The organism is Tenacibaculum haliotis, assembly GCF_025215075.1.
Lineage (GTDB): Bacteria > Bacteroidota > Bacteroidia > Flavobacteriales > Flavobacteriaceae > Polaribacter > Polaribacter haliotis_B.
Map to the genome: position 1 here is coordinate 350672 of NZ_JAOBTH010000027.1, position 18481 is coordinate 369152.

Consider the following 18481-nt stretch of genomic DNA (forward strand, 5'->3'; position numbering starts at 1 on the left):
TACTTATGAGTTAGTTTAAAATTTGTACTTGCTGACCATTTTGAACACTACGAGCACCTTCCATAACAATTTGATCACCCGCTTTAACACCTTCTAAAATCTCTACATCATCTCCTTGTGTTTTTCCTGTAGTAATAATTACTTGTTTTGCTGTACCCATTTTATCTTTTAAAGCGGTAACAACATACACATATTGTTGTCCTTTTGCATTTTCGGAAATGATACTTTGTGGAATTAACAAGGCTGCTGTATTCGTGTAATCATTAATTTTTAACTTCGCTGATAAATTTGGTTTTATACTTCCGTCTTTATTATCAACAGCTATTTCTACTTTAAAAGTACGATTTGCTGGATTGATAAAATTACCTGCCTGACGCACACTTGAATTGATCTTTTTTCCTAAAACAGGGAATTCAACTTCAACATTTTTTCCTTTTTTAATAGAAGTAATATAACTTTCTGGTACTGCTGTTTCGATATACATTTTAGAAAGATTTACAATTCTAAAAATTTCAGCTCCCATTCCGGGTGCAACCACCGTTCCTTGCTCCTTAATTACATCGTCAATAACTCCAGAGAAAGGCGCTTTTATTACCGATTTTCCTAATTGTCTTTTTAATTGACTTACAGTATTTTTTTGTGCTTCGTAAGTAGTTTTAGCTTGTAAAAACTGTATTTCTGAACCTATTTTTTGATTCCATAATCGTTTTTGACGTTCGTAAGTAGTTTCTGCAAGTGCTGCCTGTGCTTCTACTTGTGCTAATTGATTAGATAACCCACCATCATCAATTTTAGCTAATGATTGTCCTTTTTTTACATATTGTCCTTCTTTTACATAAATTCGAACCAATTGCCCAGCCATTTCTGGATATATTAAAACGTTTTGCTTCGTTTTTACATCTCCTTGTAATTCTAAATAATGATTAAATACTGTTTGTTTTGCTGATATAATTGTTATTAACGGTACTTTTTTATTAGTATCTAATGTCGCTATTTTAGCGTTTAATACTTTAACACTTGCTGATAATGTTTGTATTTGAGTATTTAAAGCTGTTTTTTTAGCGCGTATTTTTACCAAATCGTTAGAAGCAATTACATCTTCAACTGATTGTTTTTTATTTCCTCCGCAGGAAGCTAAAATTAGTGTTACTGCGAGTAGTGAATATATTTTTTTCATTATAGGTAATTTTATTTTAGTGGTATGTTTAATGCGTTTTCTAATTGTGCCTTTACTGCTATTACGTTCAACATAGATTGTACGTAATTATTTTGTTGCGTGTATAACTGATTTTGCGCTTGTAATAAATCGAAACTTGATGAAAGCCCTTCAAAAAACTTTATTTGTTGTTTTTTCTCTATACGCTCAGCCAATCCTAAATTTTTCTTTGCAGTTTGAAAACTTTCAATACTAAGCTGATAATCACTTTTTGCAGTTTCTGCTTGCAATTTTAATTTTTGCTCAATATTTTTACTTTGTATTTCTGCGTTTTCAAGTTCTATTCTTGCTCTCGCTGTTTTTGATCGTCTTCCGAAACTACTAAATATTGGCACATTTAAACTTACTCCTAATAGTGAGTAATCAAACCATTCTTGAGAACCTTTAAGAAAATCAAAGTCATTTGAATTTGCACTTGCACCGTAATTTACAAATGCCGATAATGTTGGCAGTGCTTTACTTTGCTCTAATTTCATTAAAAGCTTTTTGCTTTCCGTTTCATTTTCTGCTATTTTAAAATCGATATGATCATCAACATTAAAAACTTTTGCTAGCAAACTTAAATCTGTATTTGCAAGAACTAAATCATCTAAATTATCAGTTACTACAATCTTTTTTTCTATTGAATTACCTAAGGCAATGTTTAACATTTTATAAGCAATGCTTTTCATTCTTTTGGCATTACTATAATTGTTTTCAATAGTACCAAGTGTTATTTGTAGCTGCTCTACGTTTTCTAACTCTGTTAATCCGTTTTCGTATATTTTTTGAGTTTCATCTAGGTTTTTTTGAAGTGCCGTTCGGTTATTCTCTAAAATATCAATTGTTCTCTCTATAACCAATACATTTCCGTACGAGTTAATAACAGCTTCTCTTGTTGCTAACTCCGTTTTCTCTTTAGCCTGTTCTGATATTTTTAAATATGTTTTTGCCGATTGTAATCCGACTAAATAAGAACCATCAAAAATTAATTGTTTTAAAGTCAATGAAGCGTCCATTGTTTGTTTCGTTCCAAAGTTCACTGGCGTAAAAGTTCCTGGAGCACCACCAGAAATTTCAGCAGGCAATAACGAAACTTGTTGTTTTAACCAATTTTGATAATCTACCTTTCCGTTTATTTGAGGTAAACCCATCGTAGTGGTTTCCCATTTTCTCTCTTTAGCTGCTTCAATATTATTTAAAGCTATCTTATTTTCGTAATTGTTCTTTATCGCATAATCAATTGCTTCTTGCATTGATATGTTAAGTTCTTCTTGCGCAAACAGAAAGCTCGTACAAAAGAATATAAATACACTGTATATGTATTTCTTCATTGGTTTTAATTTTGATTTATTGTTTTTAATTGTTTCTCTAACTCGTTAATTCCTTTTGGTGTTGCAATTGCTCTTATATGGTATTCTAAAATTTGGTACTCAATCTTCATTAACTCTTGCATTTCACTACCATACATTTCGGTTTCAAAAACACCAAAAATTAATGTGAAATAAAAATTAACTATCAATTCAATATTTAAACCTTTTCTATAAAAACCTTGTTCAATTCCCTTTTCAAGGTTATCAACATTACAATCTCTAAACATACACACTTCACGCTCCATTAAGCTCGTGTATGTTTCTGGGTAATACTTTTTAAGCTGATACATTGGTGAAGTTTTTGCATTTTTAAACATTTCTTTAAAAATTGCTTTTACAGCAAACTCTTCCTCAATTGCGTTATACCCTTGCTCTTTAATGTTAATAATAGCCTCATTAATCGTATTATGAACTGCTCCTGTACTGGCATCAACCAAAGCTGTTTTATTTGAAAAGTACTTATACAACGTCTTCTTAGACACTCCAAGTTCTTTGGCAATATCATCCATCGTTATGCTCTTAAACCCTAAGGTTAAAAACATTTCTCCTGCTTTATTTATAATTTTATCTCTCATAATTCGAGTGCAAATGTACGTATGGAAACTTTAGAAACAAAAAAAGTTTCCATAGTTTTAATCATTTTTTAACATTCTCTTGATTCTACAATTTTTGTTTAGCTTATTTTTACAAAAAAATTAAGATTTGGACATACTACAATATCAGTCAGACTTTTTATCTTACCTAGATTCTAAAAAAACTATAAAGGAACCGAAAAACCTTTATGAACCTATCGACTACATTCTTCAAATAGGCGGAAAAAGAATTAGACCCATATTAACTCTTATTGCTGCTGATATTTTCTCTGGAGACTATAAGAAAGCAATGCCTGCTGCTTTAGCTGTTGAAGTTTTTCATAACTTTACATTAGTGCATGATGACATTATGGATGATGCTCCTTTAAGAAGAGGTCATGAAACCGTTCATGAAAAGTGGGATATTAATAGGGGTATTTTATCTGGTGATGCAATGCTAATACTCGCTTATCAATATTTTGAAAACTACGAACCTACAGTTTTTCAAAAATTAGCACAATTATTTAGCAAAACTGCCCTTGAAGTTTGTGACGGACAACAATTAGATGTTGATTTTGAGACAAGAAACGACGTTACTATTGAGGAGTATATTAAAATGATTACCTTAAAAACGTCTGTTTTAGTTGCTGCCGCATTAAAAATGGGAGCTATTGTAGCCGAAGTTAATGATGACCAAGCAGAGCATTTATATAATTACGGATTAAACTTAGGAATTGCTTTTCAATTACAAGATGATTATTTAGACACCTACGGAAATCCAGAAACTTTTGGAAAGCAAGTTGGTGGTGATATCATCGAAAACAAGAAAACTTTTCTTTATTTAAAGGCTTTAGAAGTAGCAAATGACGATGACAAAAAGAAATTAAGTGCTCTTTACAATGAAAAACAAGAAAATATTTCAACAAAAATAAGTACTGTTTCCGCTATTTTTTCAAAAAACAACATCCCCAAATTTACGCACGAACTTATTGAGTACTATACAAATAAGTCTTTCGAAAGTTTAGCACACTTAAACATTTCTAATCAAGCCAAAGAAGGCTTGCGTTTGTTCGGTGAAAATTTAATGAGCAGAAAAGTATAAAAAAAGTTTTTTTATTTAAAAAAGTTACTATTTTTGCAGTCCTAATTTAACCGGTCCTATAGCTCAGTTGGTTAGAGCACCTGACTCATAATCAGGTGGTCCGAGGTTCGAGTCCTCGTGGGACCACGTTTAAATTCAACCACTTACAGCAATGTAAGTGGTTTTTTATTTTAATTGAGTTAATCTTGCTACATATTTACCAATCACATCAAACTCAAGATTAATCTTACTACCAATAGTAAAGTTCTTAAAAGTAGTATGCGCCAATGTATAAGGTATAATCGCAACACTGAATTCATCTTTCTGAGAATTCACTACTGTTAAACTTACTCCGTTTACAGTAATAGACCCTTTTTCAATAGTTACATTATCACCATCAAAATCATAAGAAAAAGTAAAAACCGTGCTCCCATCTTCATCCTTAATGTTTTTACATACCCCAGTTCTATCAACATGCCCCTGTACGATATGACCATCTAAACGAGCACCTAATTTCATTGCTCGTTCTAAATTAACTTCATTTCCTTCTTTTAAATTTCCTATATTAGTTTTATCCAGTGTTTCTTTAATTGCTGTAACAGTATATTCATCATCAACAATATTAACTACTGTTAAACAAACACCATTATGAGCCACACTCTGATCTATTTTTAATTCACCAGTAATATCACTAGCAACAGTAATATGTAAGTTTTCTTTATCTCTTGTGATTCTTTTTACAATTCCAAGAGTTTCAATTATTCCCGTAAACATTCTCTAAATTTTAATTACTTTTGTTAACATCAAAAATACAACTTTTACGTACGAAAGTAACTATGGATACTACAAACAAAATTATTGTTGGAATTTCAGTTGGAGATATAAACGGAATTGGAATTGAAATTATTTTAAAGACTTTTGAAGACAAGCGTATGCTTGAGTTTTGTACTCCTGTTATATTTGCTTCAACAAGATTGATTTCTTACCACAAGAAAAACTTGAAATTAAATACTAATATTCAAGGTATTAATTCGATTGATAAAATTTCGCATGACAAAATCAACTTAATGAATTCTTGGAATGAAGAAGTTAAGATTGAAATAGGAAAAACCACTGAAATAGGCGGTAAATTTGCTTATAAATCACTTGAAGCTGCTACAAAAGCTCTTAAAAACAATCATATTGATGTTTTACTTACTGCACCAATAAGCAAAGAAAACATTCAATCTGAAGACTTTAATTTCCCTGGACACACAGAATATCTAGAACAAAACTTAGACGGCAAGAGTTTAATGGTTTTAATGACTGATGAATTACGAATCGGTTTAATTACAGGTCATATTCCCATTTCTGAAGTAGCACAAACAATTACTCCAGAATTAATTAAAGAGAAAGTTGAAATTATGCACGCTTCATTAAAGCAAGATTTTAGCATTAGCAAACCTAAAATTGCCATATTAGGACTAAACCCTCATTGTGGTGATAACGGAATTATAGGAAGCGAAGATGATAAAATTACACGCCCGGTAATTGCCGAAATTAAAGAATCTGGAAAGTTAGTTTTCGGGCCTTATGCCGCTGACGGGTTTTTCGGATCTCAAACTTATAAACAGTTTGATGGTGTTTTAGCAATGTATCATGACCAAGGACTCGCTCCTTTTAAAACGCTATCTTTTGGTAACGGTGTAAATTTCACTGCTGGATTAAACAAAGTAAGAACCTCACCTGATCATGGAACAGGTTTCGATATTGCTGGTAAAAACAAAGCAAATCCTTCGTCATTCAAAGAAGCTTTATTCACCTCATTACAAATATTTAAGAACCGAAAACAACATATAGAACTAACAAAAAACATACTAAAAGTTAAATAGTATTTTTTTTAACGTAAAATATAAAAATATAAACATTTTTTATATCTTTGCACGCTCAAATTGATCTTACAGATGAAAGACATAAAAGAATTCAATATACCTTTTGTAGGTTTAAAAGAAGGAAGTCATTTATTTCAATATCAAATTGAAGAAAAGTTCTTTGAAGCATTTCAGTTTGATGAATTTAACGACACAAACCTAACCGCGGATATTAATTTTGTAAAAAAAAGCACCTTATTCGAGCTTACTTTTACAATAAAAGGTACTGTAAACGTACCTTGCGATACCACTGGAGAACCATTTGATTTAGAAATTGATGGTGTTTTAGATTTAATTGTTAAATTTGGCACTGAATATAATGACGAACATGATGAAATTTTAATACTTCCGCATGAAGTATATGAAATGAACGTTGCTCAATATATATATGAGTTAATTGTCTTATCAGTTCCTAGTAAAAGAATTCATCCAGATGTTTTAAACGGCACAATGAAATCTGATGCTTTAGATAGATTAAACGAATTAAGAATAAACGAAGAAAAAACTGTTGAACAAACGTCAGCAGACCCAAGGTGGGATAAATTAAAGGATTTACTAACAGATAAATAAAACATAAAATGGCACATCCAAAGAGAAAAATATCGAAAACTAGAAGAGATAAAAGAAGAACTCACTATAAAGCTTCTGTACCTCAAATAGCTGTTGATCCTACAACTGGAGAAGCTCATTTATACCATAGAGCTCACTGGCACGAAGGTAAATTATACTACAGAGGTCAAGTAGTATTAGAAAATGCAGTTGCTGAGGCTTAAAAACTAGCTCTCATAAAACAAAAAAACCCTCTATTTGAGGGTTTTTTTGTGTTTTTGCGTTAAAAATTATTTTTTTTGATGTTTTTTCTTTAAAAAAGTGAAATAATTTTCAGTACTTTTGAAAACTGGTTTTACCACAAAACAAACAATTATGACTAAAATAACTGCAGCGATTTCCGCAGTAGGAAAATTTGTTCCTGAATACATTTTAACAAATGAGGAACTAGCAACAATGGTAGATACTAATGATGAATGGATCACTAGTAGAACGGGAATCAAAGAAAGAAGAATTCTGAAAGGCGAAGGCAAAGGAACTTCTTTTATGGCGATTAAAGCAGCTGAAGATTTACTTCAAAAATCAAAAATAGACCCTAAAGATATTGATTTAGTACTAGTTGCTACTGCAACACCCGACATGCTTGTTGCCTCAACCGCGGCCTACACTGCTTCTCAAATAGGAGCTGTAAATGCTTTTTCTTACGATTTACAAGCAGCATGCTCTAGTTTTTTATTCGGAATGTCTACGGCTGCTAAGTATATAGAAAGCGGTCGTTATAAAAAAGTATTACTAATTGGAGCCGATAAAATGTCCTCAATTATCGATTATACGGATAGAGCAACATGTATCATTTTTGGTGATGGAGCTGGAGCTGTATTATTCGAACCAAATACTGATGGTTTAGGCTTACAAGATGAATACCTAAGAAGTGATGGTGTTGGTAGAGAGTTTCTTAAAATTGAAGCTGGAGGTTCTATTTTACCTACTTCTGAAGAAACACTTAAAAACGGACAACATTTCGTACATCAAGAAGGAAAAAGTGTTTTTAAATACGCAGTTTCTAACATGGCAGATGTTTCAGAAAAAATGCTTACCCGAAATAATCTTTCGAAAGACGATATTGACTGGTTAGTTCCGCACCAAGCAAACAACCGAATTATCGAAGCTACAGCAAATAGAGTTGGTTTAGAATCTGAAAAAGTAATGGTAAACATCCATAAATATGGAAACACCACTTCAGCTACTTTACCTTTATTAATTGCTGACTATGAAAAGGATTTGAAAAAAGGAAATAACTTAATTTTTGCAGCATTTGGTGGAGGCTTCACATGGGGAGCTATCTATTTAAAATGGGCATACAATTCATAAAAAACCAAACAACTAAAATTAGGAATATGGATATTAAAGAAATTCAAAATCTTATAAAATTTGTAGCAAAGTCAGGCGCAAGTGAAGTAAAGTTAGAAATGGAAGATATTAAAATCACCATTAAAACTGGAAGCGAAACTCCTGAAACTACAATTATTCAGACAGCTGCCCCAATGGGTGTAGCTCCTCAAATGATGGCGCAACCTCCTGTAGCAGCAGCTCCAACAGCTCCTTCAAATGATAATTCAAGTGCTGAAGAAGATTCTAAATACATTACAATCAACTCTCCAATTATTGGAACTTTCTACAGAAAACCATCTCCAGACAAGCCAAACTTTGCAGAGGTAGGTAGTGAAGTAAAAGTAGGTGATACTGTTTGTGTTATTGAAGCAATGAAATTATTTAACGAAATTGAATCTGAAATTTCAGGGAAAATCGTTAAAGTATTAGTAGATGATTCTTCTCCTGTAGAATTTGATCAACCATTATTTTTAGTAGATCCATCTTAAATAATATAGCACTCCAAATAAAAGTAAACACTTCATATTTGGAGTTTTAAAATTTTTAGAACGTATGTTTAAAAAGATATTAATTGCCAATAGAGGTGAAATTGCGCTACGCGTAATTAGAACCTGTAAAGAAATGGGAATAAAAACTGTTGCTGTTTATTCTAAAGCAGATACAGAAAGCTTACATGTAAGATTTGCCGATGAAGCAGTTTGTATTGGACCAGCACCAAGTAATGAATCTTATTTAAAAATGGATCGCATCATTGCTGCTGCAGAAATTACAAATGCTGATGCTATTCACCCTGGATATGGTTTCTTGTCAGAAAACGCTAAGTTTTCTAAATTATGTGATGAACATGATATAAAATTCATTGGAGCTTCACCTGAAATGATTGACCGTATGGGAGATAAAGCAAATGCTAAATCGACCATGATATCTGCTGGAGTACCATGTGTACCTGGTAGCGAAGGTGTTATAGAAACTTTTGAGGCTTGTGAAAAAACAGCCATAGAAACTGGCTACCCTGTAATGCTAAAAGCATCAGCTGGTGGTGGTGGAAAAGGAATGCGTGCTGTATGGAAACCTGAAGATTTAAAAGAAGCGTGGGATTCTGCACGTCAAGAATCAAAAGCAGCCTTTGGTAACGATGATATGTATATGGAAAAGCTTATTGAAGAGCCTCGTCATATTGAAATTCAAATCATTGGAGATTCTTACGGTAAAGCATGTCATTTATCAGAAAGAGACTGTTCAGTTCAACGTCGTCATCAAAAATTAACAGAAGAAACACCTTCTCCGTTTATGACGGATGAGTTACGTACTAGAATGGGAGAAGCTGCTGTAAAAGCTGCTGAATACATTAAATACGAAGGTGCTGGAACTGTAGAGTTTTTAGTAGATAAACACCGTAACTTCTTCTTTATGGAGATGAATACGCGTATTCAAGTAGAGCATCCAATTACTGAAGAAGTCGTTGATTACGATTTAATTCGTGAGCAGATTTTAGTAGCTGCTGGGGTGCCTATTTCAGGTAAGAATTACTTACCTCAATTGCATTCTATTGAGTGTAGAATTAATGCAGAAGATCCTTTTAACGGATTTAGACCTGCACCTGGTAGAATTACTTCATACCATGCTCCAGGAGGTCATGGAGTTCGTATAGACACGCATGTATATGCTGGTTATATGATTCCTTCTAATTACGATTCGATGATTTCAAAATTAATTGTAACTGCACAAACTCGTGAAGAAGCAATTAACAAAATGAAACGTGCATTAGACGAATATGTAATTGAAGGTGTTAAAACAACAATTCCTTTTCATAGACAATTAATGGATCACCCTGATTATATTGCTGGTAATTATACCACCAAATTCATGGAAGATTTTGAAATGAAAGCGTAAATATTAAAAAGCCTACTATGTTTTAAAACTAGTAGGCTTTTTTTATTCTTTAATATAAAATAGAATATTGTCTTCTATTTTTCGAAACTTGATTTCTCTGGTAATATACTCTCAAACGCATCACTTATATCTTGCATCACTTTATTGTAATTTCTGATATGTATATTATCATTTAAACAAACAAGCTTATATGTTTGTTCTTTAACTGCCTTAATAGCTTTTTTTGACTTAATGAGTAAAGGAAACATTTTTGTATCTTGATACGTATTATATGGCACAAAATTCGAACTACATATTTGCCATGTTTTAAATAACTCAGGAGTATAATCATCATTACTTCTAAACCTATGCTCAGACATTTCAGTAAGTTCCTCATTACAATGCTTCCAAACATCTTCAAAAGTAGATTTTAAAAAAGGTTGTGCATTATGAGGAGTACGAAGTGTAATAAACTCATTATAATACTTCAATAACTTTGTTAACCTTCCTCTCTTACCGTAAGACGGATCGTACCATTTTGCGTGATCTCTTTTAAAAACCTCCTTCTTATCAAAATGTTTATTGATAAGTCGTATGTTGTTTTTAAGCATTTTTTCGAATTGAGAAATACCTGTGTTTTTTCTAAAAGTAGCAATATCTTTAGGTAGTCCTCCTTCAAAAAAACGAGTCTCAGGAACAGTATTCGTAATAAAAAAATCATCATTAAAATACACAAATCGCTCTGACAAATCAGGAATTTTGTGCATGTAAATTTCTATTAAATTCGAATTAAAAACTGGTAAATACTGTTTTGGAATATAATCTGAATGACTTACCAAATTTATTTTAGGATGATTTTCATCTAACCACTCTGGTTTTTGACCACTCGTAACAAAATGAATTTTTCGAACCCAAGGAGTAAATTTATCAATACCTCTAAACCAATATTTTAAAAATCCATGATCACGAAAACGCGCTTCAGAAAGCTCATTCACTGAATTATCTATTTTATTAGAATACTTCGAAAATTCCTTAATCCATTTAGGATCATCCATATCAACCCAAGTAACCACAAAATCTATCCCCATCTTATTTATATAAAAATTAAACGAATCTGTATAAGATTCAAAAGTAAGTTATTTTCAATATAAACATAGTCATATTACCTAAGAATTACAGGTTATCCAATAATTCTATATCACTAAAATATTAACATTTCAATAAAATAAAAAAACTAACAGAGAACAATCATAAAGAAACAACGGGTTTACCAAAAATAAGCAGTGTTACAATTGTTACAAATAATGAGGAATTTTCCAGTACTTTTACAACGCTAAAAACAGTAGTGTTTTAATAACTAAATTAGGTGGCACAAACCAAAAGTGCATAGCAAACAGTATTGGTGGCTACTAAAATCATAATAGCATATATTAAAAAACTTTATAATGGATATTATATTACAACCATGGCCTTGGTATCTATCGGGTCCACTAATTGCCTTTGTGCTTTTCTTGTTTTTTTACTTCGGAAAAAACTTTGGCATCTCTACAAATTTAGAAACCATGTGTACCATTGCAGGTGCGGGTAAAGTTTCTGATTACTTTAAAAAAGATTGGAAAGAACGTGATTGGGCACTTACTTTTTTGGTAGGATTAATTATTGGCGGCTTTATAAGCATTACTTATTTATCAGCAACAAACACAATTAATTTAAACCCAAAAACCGTACAAGAATTAGCCGATTTAGGTTTTGCCAATGCAGGAAACTCATATGTACCTTCTGAAATTTTCAGTATCGAAAACATGCTTACTTTAAAAGGTTTTTCAATTTTACTAATTGCCGGAGTTTTAATTGGCTTCGGAACTCGCTATGCTGGCGGATGCACTTCTGGCCATGCTATTACAGGCTTAAGTAGCTTACAATTACCATCGTTAATTGCGGTAATTGGTTTTTTTATAGGTGGTTTACTAATGACATGGGTATTATTCCCTTTAATTTTCGGATAACATGAAAAATATAAAATTTTTAATAGTAGGTATTTTATTCGGAATTATTATGACAAAATCCGAAGCCATTTCATGGTATCGAATTTATGAAATGTTTAAATTCCAATCCTTCCATATGTACGGAATTATAGGATCAGCAGTAGCAGTTTCTATGGTTTTGATGTATTTCTTTAAAAACGGAAAAATAAAAGATTATCAAGGAAACAAGATCAATATTAAAGAAAAGAAAAAAGGGATTATAAGAACACTTGTTGGCGGAACCATCTTTGGGTTGGGTTGGGCTTTGGCAGGCGCTTGCCCTGCTCCTATTTTTGTGTTAATTGGTCATGGTATTTTCCCTGTAATTATTGTTTTAATAGGTGCAATGTTGGGTGCTTTTATTTATGGACTACTAAGTAAAAAACTACCTAATTAATTCTTAACAATAATTAGTAGCTATTTCCCGCTTTTCGCACTCGCTCTCTGCGAGGAGCTCAGACAATTACTACAATCGGGGCTAAACTTATTTATTGTGTTTAGCCTAAATTTTTAGTCTCTTTTTTCTATTATATCAGTTCGAGTGAAGTCGAGAACTACTTTTATAATCAATAATAACTAGCCTTAAAATTAAATAATTTATCAATTATAAAGTTTTCACTCCTTCATTAAAACAGCATCCAATAAATTGGAGTTTGTGTTATCAACCACACTCCAATTATATATTTTAGAAAGTTGATAAATCTTCGATAATTCTTCAAGTAAACGCACTTTAGCATCCTTTTGTAGTTTAGACACTGTAATTGTCGATTGTATCTTTTCAATCGCTTTAGCATTCAATTTATTAAACTCAGTCTTTGAAAAAGTATTAAACTGACTTTGTTGTAAATCGAAATACTGAATATCTGGAGATATCAAAACTTCTTCTTTCGGAATTTTGTTGATGATTATTCGTCTACCAATACTATCTATTTGAATTTCTAACTTCGATAAATCATAACCAACCTCAACTTTAGCATTAACAGAAAGAATTGCTTTTTTTTCGAAAGACAAATAATCGTATAAATATTTTTTAGTATCAGAGAAACTATACATTTCAGAAAAAACACCTTCAGAAACTACTAATTTACTTAGGTTTTGTATGCCGTTTAAAACAACTTTAATTTCTTCTTTTTGATGTTTCTCTACTTTCTTTTCATACCAAAACTTGGCAATTAAAAAGCCCAATAAAAAAATAGCTAAATATTTAAGAATACGCATACTTTTATTTTTCTATAAATATAAATGATAAACAATCAATTATAAATATAAAAAAATATATTTACTGAAAGGTTTATAGCTTAAACTTCTTTTTCTTCTTCTTTCGGAAACGCTTGCTTATTAAATATGAATAACAACGCAACTCCGATGCTTATCCAAGAATCTGCTCCGTTAAAAATAGCATTAAAAAAAGTAAAACTTTCTCCTTCATACATCGGAAAGTATAACATATCTACCACTTTTCCGTAAAATAATTCACCGTAAGGCTTATCAGAAAATAATGTTGCTACATTATGGTACGAGCTATCGAAGATTACTCCGTAAAAAACAGAGTCGATAATATTACCTACTGCACCAGCTAAAACCAATGCAATTGCAATAACAACAGCTGTATGTGCTTGTCTTTTTATGGTTTGCCATAGCCAGTATACAATACCAGAAACTGCTACAACTCTAAATAAAGTTAAAAATAACTTACCCGCTCTACCGCCAAATTCAAAGCCCCAAGCCATACCATTATTTTCAGTAAAATGTATTTTAAACCAATCACCAAAAACAACTACTTCTTCTCCTAGTTGAAAATGTGTTTTAACATATATTTTACTGATTTGATCAATTAAAATTGCTAAAACTACGGTAAGTATTGCGATATTTTTTTTAGACATTTTATAAATTTAATAGCTGCTAAAATAAGAAAAGTATTCGTTTTTATTCCGTTATTAGGAGAACATTAGCGTTCATAGAACGCACTTTAAAATCGTGGATCGCTTTTCTGGTGTTTTTAGTATAAAACTGCTGCTTATAACTATTTTCATTTACACGTATTTCTCCATTTTTTGTTTCAATACTTACGGCACTTTTCTTTGATAAAACAGCAGAAACATTTCCTAAAAACAACTGAACCAACGCATTTCTCTTTACTTTATGTAAGTTTACAGTTCCTTTATCAATATAAATACTTAAATCTCCGTTATAACTTTTAGATGTTATTGCAATCGTTTTTCCGTAGATACTTACAATCTTATTTTTTGGTATTTTAATTATTGCCGCAGCTCGTTGCAGTCGTTTTGTAATATATTTCCTAAAAACAGGTTCCTTAAATGTATTAAAATTAAGTTTAAAGCCTACTTTTAAAATGTCATTTTCTTCTGTGATAAGAATTGTATGTGTATTCGGATTTTCATCTAACAATATTACTTCTATTTGGTTACTTGTAGCAGTTTCAATAACTACATCGTCCAATCCATCTGTAATAATTTCTATTTCTTCTGATTGAAAAGTGCTTTTTTTAATTAATTTTTCTTGAGCAAAAAGAAACATGTTTGCAAATAAAAACATCGTTAAACAAACGTGCTTAAAACAAAAGAAACCTCTAAAAAGAGGTTTCCTATTATTATTGTAACTATACAAAATCTTATTGTTTACGCTTTGCCTCTATACTTAATGTAGCATGAGGAACTAATTTTAAGCGTTCTTTCTGAATTAATTTTCCTGTAACTCTACAAATACCATATGTTTTATTTTCAATACGAACTAGCGCATTTTTTAAATCACGGATAAACTTTTCTTGACGAATAGCTAGTTGCATATTTGCCTCTTTTGCCATTGTGTCTGAACCTTCATCAAACGATTTAAATGTTGGTGAAGTATCTTCTGTACCATTATCTGAACCGTTTTTATAAGAAGCTTGTAATAAGCTTAAATCTTCTTCTGACTGCTTAATTTTATTTAAAATGATTCCTTTAAATTCTTCTAAATCATTATCGGAGTATCTTATTGTAACATCTTCCATAAAGCTATATTTTTTCAATTAACATTCTACTATTTATGGTATCGAATTCAATTTCTGTACCATCTTTTAAAACATCAACAAAAACTAATTCATTTGTTAATGTTTCCGCTTTAATATAAGCGGCATTTGCTGCTACAGACCCTTGTAAATCAGCAGCTTTTAAAATGGTTAATTTTATTTTATCTGTTACTTCTAAACCAGAATCCTTACGTGCATTTTGAATTCTGTTTATCAATTCCCTTGCAACACCTTCTTTACGTAAATCTTCGTTTATTGTAACATCTAAAGCAACGGTTAAACCCTCTGCATTTGCTACCAACCAACCTTCAATATCTTTAGAAGAAATCTCTACATCAGCGGTTTCTAAATTAATCATTTTCTCATTAATCTCAACAGAAATAGTTCCTTCTTTTTCTATTTTGATAATATCTTCTTGCGTAAATTTTTGTATCTCATTCGCAATCAACTTCATATCCTTACCAAACTTTGGCCCTAAAGCTTTAAAATTTGGTTTTATTTGTTTTACTAAAATACCTGAAGCATCGTCTAACAACTCTATTTCCTTAACATTTACCTCTGATTTAATTAAATCAGCAACTGCTAAAATTTCTTCTTTTTGAGTTGCATCTAAAACCGGAATCATGATTTTTTGTAATGGTTGACGTACTTTTATCTTTTCTTTAGCTCTTAACGATAAAACTAATGAAGATATTGTTTGTGCGTTTTCCATTTTACGCTCTAAAGACTTATCAATTAAATTAGCATCGTATTTTGGAAATTCTGCTAAGTGCACACTTTCAAATCCTTCGATATTTGTTGTACTCACTAAATCTTTATACAATTTATCCATAAAGAAAGGTGCTACTGGCGATGCCAATTTAGCAACCGTAAGCATACAAGTATATAAAGTTTGATATGCTGATATTTTATCTTGTGCGTATTCGCCTTTCCAAAAACGTCTTCTACACAAACGAACATACCAGTTACTTAAATGGTCTTGTACAAAATCAGAGATTGCTCTCGTTGCTTTTGTTGGTTCATATTCTGCATAAAAAACATCAACTTTTTGAACTAAAGTATTTAATTCTGATAAAATCCAACGATCAATTTCTGGCCTTTCGTTTAAAGGAACCTCAGCTTCGCTATAATTGAAATTATCTAAATTTGCATATAAACTAAAGAAAGAATACGTGTTGTAAAGTGTTCCGAAAAACTTTCTACTAACCTCTGTAATTCCGTCTAAATCGAACTTTAAATTATCCCAAGGATTTGCGTTCGATATCATGTACCAACGCGTAGCATCAGGTCCATATTTATCTAACGTTGAAAACGGATCTACTCCATTTCCTAAACGCTTCGACATTTTTTGTCCGTTTTTGTCTAACACCAATCCGTTAGAAACAACGTTTTTATAGGCTTTATCATCAAAAACCATGGTTGCAATAGCGTGTAAGGTATAAAACCATCCACGAGTTTGATCTACTCCTTCGGCAATGAAATCGGCTGTTTTCCAACCTTCTTCTACCAATTCTTTATTTTCAAACGGATAATGCCATTGTGCATACGGCATAGAACCAGAATCGAACCAAACATCAATTAAATCTGCTTCACGTTGCATCGGTTCTCCTGAATCAGAAATCAAGGTGATTTTATCAACTACATTTTTATGTAAATCAACCGTATCATAATTTTCGTCTGACATATCTCCTGATACGAAATCAGCAAAAATATCTTCAGACATTACTCCAGCTTTTACAGCCTTTTGCATTTCTTCTTTTAACTCAGCTACAGAACCCATTATTTTAGTTTCCTTACCATCTTCTGTTCTCCAAACTGGTAGTGGAATTCCCCAAAAACGAGAACGTGACAAGTTCCAATCATTGGCATTTTTCAACCAATTTCCAAAACGACCTGTTCCGGTTGATGCTGGTTTCCAATTAACCTCTTCGTTTAAAGAGTGCATACGTTCTTTAACGTCTGTTACTTTTATAAACCAAGAATCTAATGGATAATATAAAATAGGCTTATCAGTTCTCCAACAATGCGGATAACTGTGCACATATTTCTCTACCTTAAAGGCTTTATTTTCTTCTTTTAATTTTATCGCTATTTGTACATCTACTGATTTTTCTGGAGCTTCTCCATCAGCATAGTATTCATTTTTAACGTACATCCCTGCAAACTCACCTACTTCTTTAGTAAACTTACCTTGTAAATCTACTAAAGGAACTAAATTATCGTTCGCATCTTTAACTAACATTGGTGGTACACCTGCATCTTTACAAACAATAGCATCATCAGCTCCAAAAGTTGGTGCTGTATGTACAATTCCTGTTCCGTCTTCCGTAGTAACAAAATCTCCTGGAATTACTCTAAACGCATCCTCAGCATTTTCATAAGGTAGTACATACGGTAATAATTGCTCGTATTTAGTACCCACTAAATCTGCTCCTTTACATTCTGCTACAACCAAGTAAGGTATTTGCTTATCATCTGCTTTATAACTTGCTAAATCTCCTTCATTTTCAACAGCCTTAAACTTCTTTCCTGCAAATTGCTTTCCTACTAAAGGCTTTCCTAAAATTACTTGCGTAGGTTCGAATGTATATTGGTTAAATGTTTTTACTAAAACATAATCAATTTTTGGCCCAACGGTTAGTGCTGTATTACTTGGCAACGTCCAAGGAGTAGTTGTCCAAGCTAAAATATGAACATCACTTCCGTTTTGTAAAATACTTGGTAGTGTTTCGGTAACTGCTTTAAACTGTGCTACAACAGTAGTATCGGTAACATCTTGATACGCTCCTGGTTGATTTACCTCATGAGAACTCAATCCAGTTCCTGCTTTTGGTGAATATGGCTGAATTGTATATCCTTTATACATCAAATCTTTGTTATAGATTTGTTTTAACAACCACCAAACAGTTTCCATATATTTTGGTTTATAGGTAACATACGGATCTTCCATATCTACCCAATATCCCATTTTTTCGGTAAGTGTATTCCAAATATCCGTATACTTCATTACTGCTTTTTTACAAGCAATATTGTATTCTTCTACCGTAATTTTAGTACCGATATCTTCTTTGGTAATTCCTAATTCTTTTTCTACACCAAGTTCCACTGGTAAACCATGGGTATCCCAACCAGCTTTACGCTTTACTTGAAATCCTTTTAAGGTTTTGTAACGGCAAAAAATATCTTTAATGGTACGTCCCATTGCGTGGTGAATACCCGGTAAACCATTTGCTGAAGGTGGTCCTTCAAAAAAGATAAACGGCTTGTTATCATCACGGGTAGTTATACTTTTTTCAAAAATGTTGTTTTCTTTCCAGTAATTAAGGATTTCATCAGCAACATTTGGCAAGTTAAGCCCCTTGTATTCAGTAAACTTCGTACTCATTTTGTAATTGTATTAATTGAATTGGCAAAATTACGTATTTTCTTGTAATTGTAGTAGTTGACACTAAAAAAAAGCCCTTAAATAAAGGCTTTTTAATTCG

At 31.9% G+C, this 18481-nt stretch carries 19 protein-coding genes and 1 tRNA gene; 10 read left to right on the top strand and 10 right to left on the bottom strand.

The window, feature by feature from the left end:
* Positions 1–10: 10 nt before the first annotated feature.
* The 3 genes from N2251_RS09290 to N2251_RS09300 are packed head-to-tail and all read right to left on the bottom strand — an operon-like array spanning position 11 to position 3143.
* Positions 11–1177 (bottom strand): efflux RND transporter periplasmic adaptor subunit, encoded by a 1167-nt coding sequence (locus N2251_RS09290; RefSeq protein ID WP_260586447.1) that lies wholly within the window; start codon positions 1175–1177, stop codon positions 11–13.
* A gap of 11 nt (positions 1178–1188) precedes the next feature.
* Complete coding sequence (locus N2251_RS09295) at positions 1189–2529, bottom strand: TolC family protein (protein WP_260586448.1); 1341 nt, start codon at positions 2527–2529, stop codon at positions 1189–1191.
* Positions 2530–2534: 5 nt separating this feature from the next.
* Positions 2535–3143: a TetR/AcrR family transcriptional regulator gene (locus N2251_RS09300; RefSeq protein ID WP_260586449.1), complete on the bottom strand. Its 609-nt coding sequence runs from the start codon at positions 3141–3143 to the stop codon at positions 2535–2537.
* 127 nt (positions 3144–3270) lie between these two features.
* Between N2251_RS09300 and N2251_RS09305 the strand changes: the two genes are divergently transcribed.
* Entirely contained in the window at positions 3271–4242 is a 972-nt protein-coding gene (locus N2251_RS09305) for a polyprenyl synthetase family protein (RefSeq protein ID WP_260586450.1), read from the top strand.
* Positions 4243–4294: 52 nt separating this feature from the next.
* Positions 4295–4368 (top strand) — tRNA-Ile (locus N2251_RS09310).
* A gap of 39 nt (positions 4369–4407) precedes the next feature.
* Here N2251_RS09310 and N2251_RS09315 read toward each other — a convergent pair.
* Entirely contained in the window at positions 4408–4995 is a 588-nt protein-coding gene (locus N2251_RS09315; protein WP_260586451.1) for a riboflavin synthase, read from the bottom strand.
* 62 nt (positions 4996–5057) lie between these two features.
* Here N2251_RS09315 and pdxA point away from each other — a divergent pair, with 62 nt between their 5' ends.
* From pdxA to accC, 6 genes are all read left to right on the top strand, one after another.
* Positions 5058–6092: a 4-hydroxythreonine-4-phosphate dehydrogenase PdxA gene (pdxA, locus tag N2251_RS09320; protein WP_260586452.1), complete on the top strand. Its 1035-nt coding sequence runs from the start codon at positions 5058–5060 to the stop codon at positions 6090–6092.
* Between the two features lie 72 nt (positions 6093–6164).
* The gene (locus N2251_RS09325; RefSeq protein WP_260586453.1) at positions 6165–6701 is read left to right on the top strand and encodes a YceD family protein; all 537 of its coding nucleotides are present in this window, start codon (positions 6165–6167) and stop codon (positions 6699–6701) included.
* 8 nt (positions 6702–6709) lie between these two features.
* On the top strand, positions 6710–6904 hold the full coding sequence (rpmF, locus tag N2251_RS09330) for a 50S ribosomal protein L32 (protein WP_218771557.1): 195 nt from the start codon (positions 6710–6712) through the stop codon (positions 6902–6904).
* Positions 6905–7055: 151 nt separating this feature from the next.
* Complete coding sequence (locus tag N2251_RS09335; RefSeq protein WP_260586454.1) at positions 7056–8051, top strand: beta-ketoacyl-ACP synthase III; 996 nt, start codon at positions 7056–7058, stop codon at positions 8049–8051.
* A 26-nt stretch (positions 8052–8077) separates the two neighbouring features.
* A complete protein-coding gene (gene accB, locus N2251_RS09340; RefSeq protein WP_260586455.1) occupies positions 8078–8560 on the top strand; it encodes an acetyl-CoA carboxylase biotin carboxyl carrier protein in 483 nt (160 codons plus the stop codon).
* A 64-nt stretch (positions 8561–8624) separates the two neighbouring features.
* Positions 8625–9965: an acetyl-CoA carboxylase biotin carboxylase subunit gene (gene accC, locus N2251_RS09345; protein ID WP_260586456.1), complete on the top strand. Its 1341-nt coding sequence runs from the start codon at positions 8625–8627 to the stop codon at positions 9963–9965.
* Between the two features lie 74 nt (positions 9966–10039).
* Here accC and N2251_RS09350 read toward each other — a convergent pair whose 3' ends face one another.
* Positions 10040–11032: a stealth family protein gene (locus tag N2251_RS09350; protein WP_260586457.1), complete on the bottom strand. Its 993-nt coding sequence runs from the start codon at positions 11030–11032 to the stop codon at positions 10040–10042.
* Between the two features lie 357 nt (positions 11033–11389).
* On the opposite strand from N2251_RS09350, the gene N2251_RS09355 reads away from it, so the two are divergent.
* Both N2251_RS09355 and N2251_RS09360 read left to right on the top strand, forming a co-directional pair.
* On the top strand, positions 11390–11950 hold the full coding sequence (locus N2251_RS09355) for a YeeE/YedE family protein (protein ID WP_260586458.1): 561 nt from the start codon (positions 11390–11392) through the stop codon (positions 11948–11950).
* A 1-nt stretch (position 11951) separates the two neighbouring features.
* Positions 11952–12365, top strand: coding sequence for a DUF6691 family protein (locus N2251_RS09360; RefSeq protein WP_260586459.1), 414 nt, complete (start codon positions 11952–11954; stop codon positions 12363–12365).
* 218 nt (positions 12366–12583) lie between these two features.
* Here the strand turns inward: N2251_RS09360 and N2251_RS09365 are convergent, their stop codons facing one another.
* From N2251_RS09365 to ileS, 5 genes are all read right to left on the bottom strand, one after another.
* Entirely contained in the window at positions 12584–13186 is a 603-nt protein-coding gene (locus tag N2251_RS09365; RefSeq protein WP_260586460.1) for a DUF4230 domain-containing protein, read from the bottom strand.
* A gap of 80 nt (positions 13187–13266) precedes the next feature.
* A complete protein-coding gene (locus tag N2251_RS09370) occupies positions 13267–13851 on the bottom strand; it encodes a lipoprotein signal peptidase (protein WP_260586461.1) in 585 nt (194 codons plus the stop codon).
* Between the two features lie 43 nt (positions 13852–13894).
* The gene (locus N2251_RS09375; protein ID WP_260586462.1) at positions 13895–14524 is read right to left on the bottom strand and encodes a hypothetical protein; all 630 of its coding nucleotides are present in this window, start codon (positions 14522–14524) and stop codon (positions 13895–13897) included.
* Between the two features lie 76 nt (positions 14525–14600).
* Positions 14601–14978 (bottom strand): TraR/DksA family transcriptional regulator, encoded by a 378-nt coding sequence (locus tag N2251_RS09380; RefSeq protein ID WP_260586463.1) that lies wholly within the window; start codon positions 14976–14978, stop codon positions 14601–14603.
* 4 nt (positions 14979–14982) lie between these two features.
* The gene (gene ileS / locus N2251_RS09385; protein ID WP_260586464.1) at positions 14983–18381 is read right to left on the bottom strand and encodes an isoleucine--tRNA ligase; all 3399 of its coding nucleotides are present in this window, start codon (positions 18379–18381) and stop codon (positions 14983–14985) included.
* Between the last annotated feature and the right edge of the window lie 100 nt (positions 18382–18481).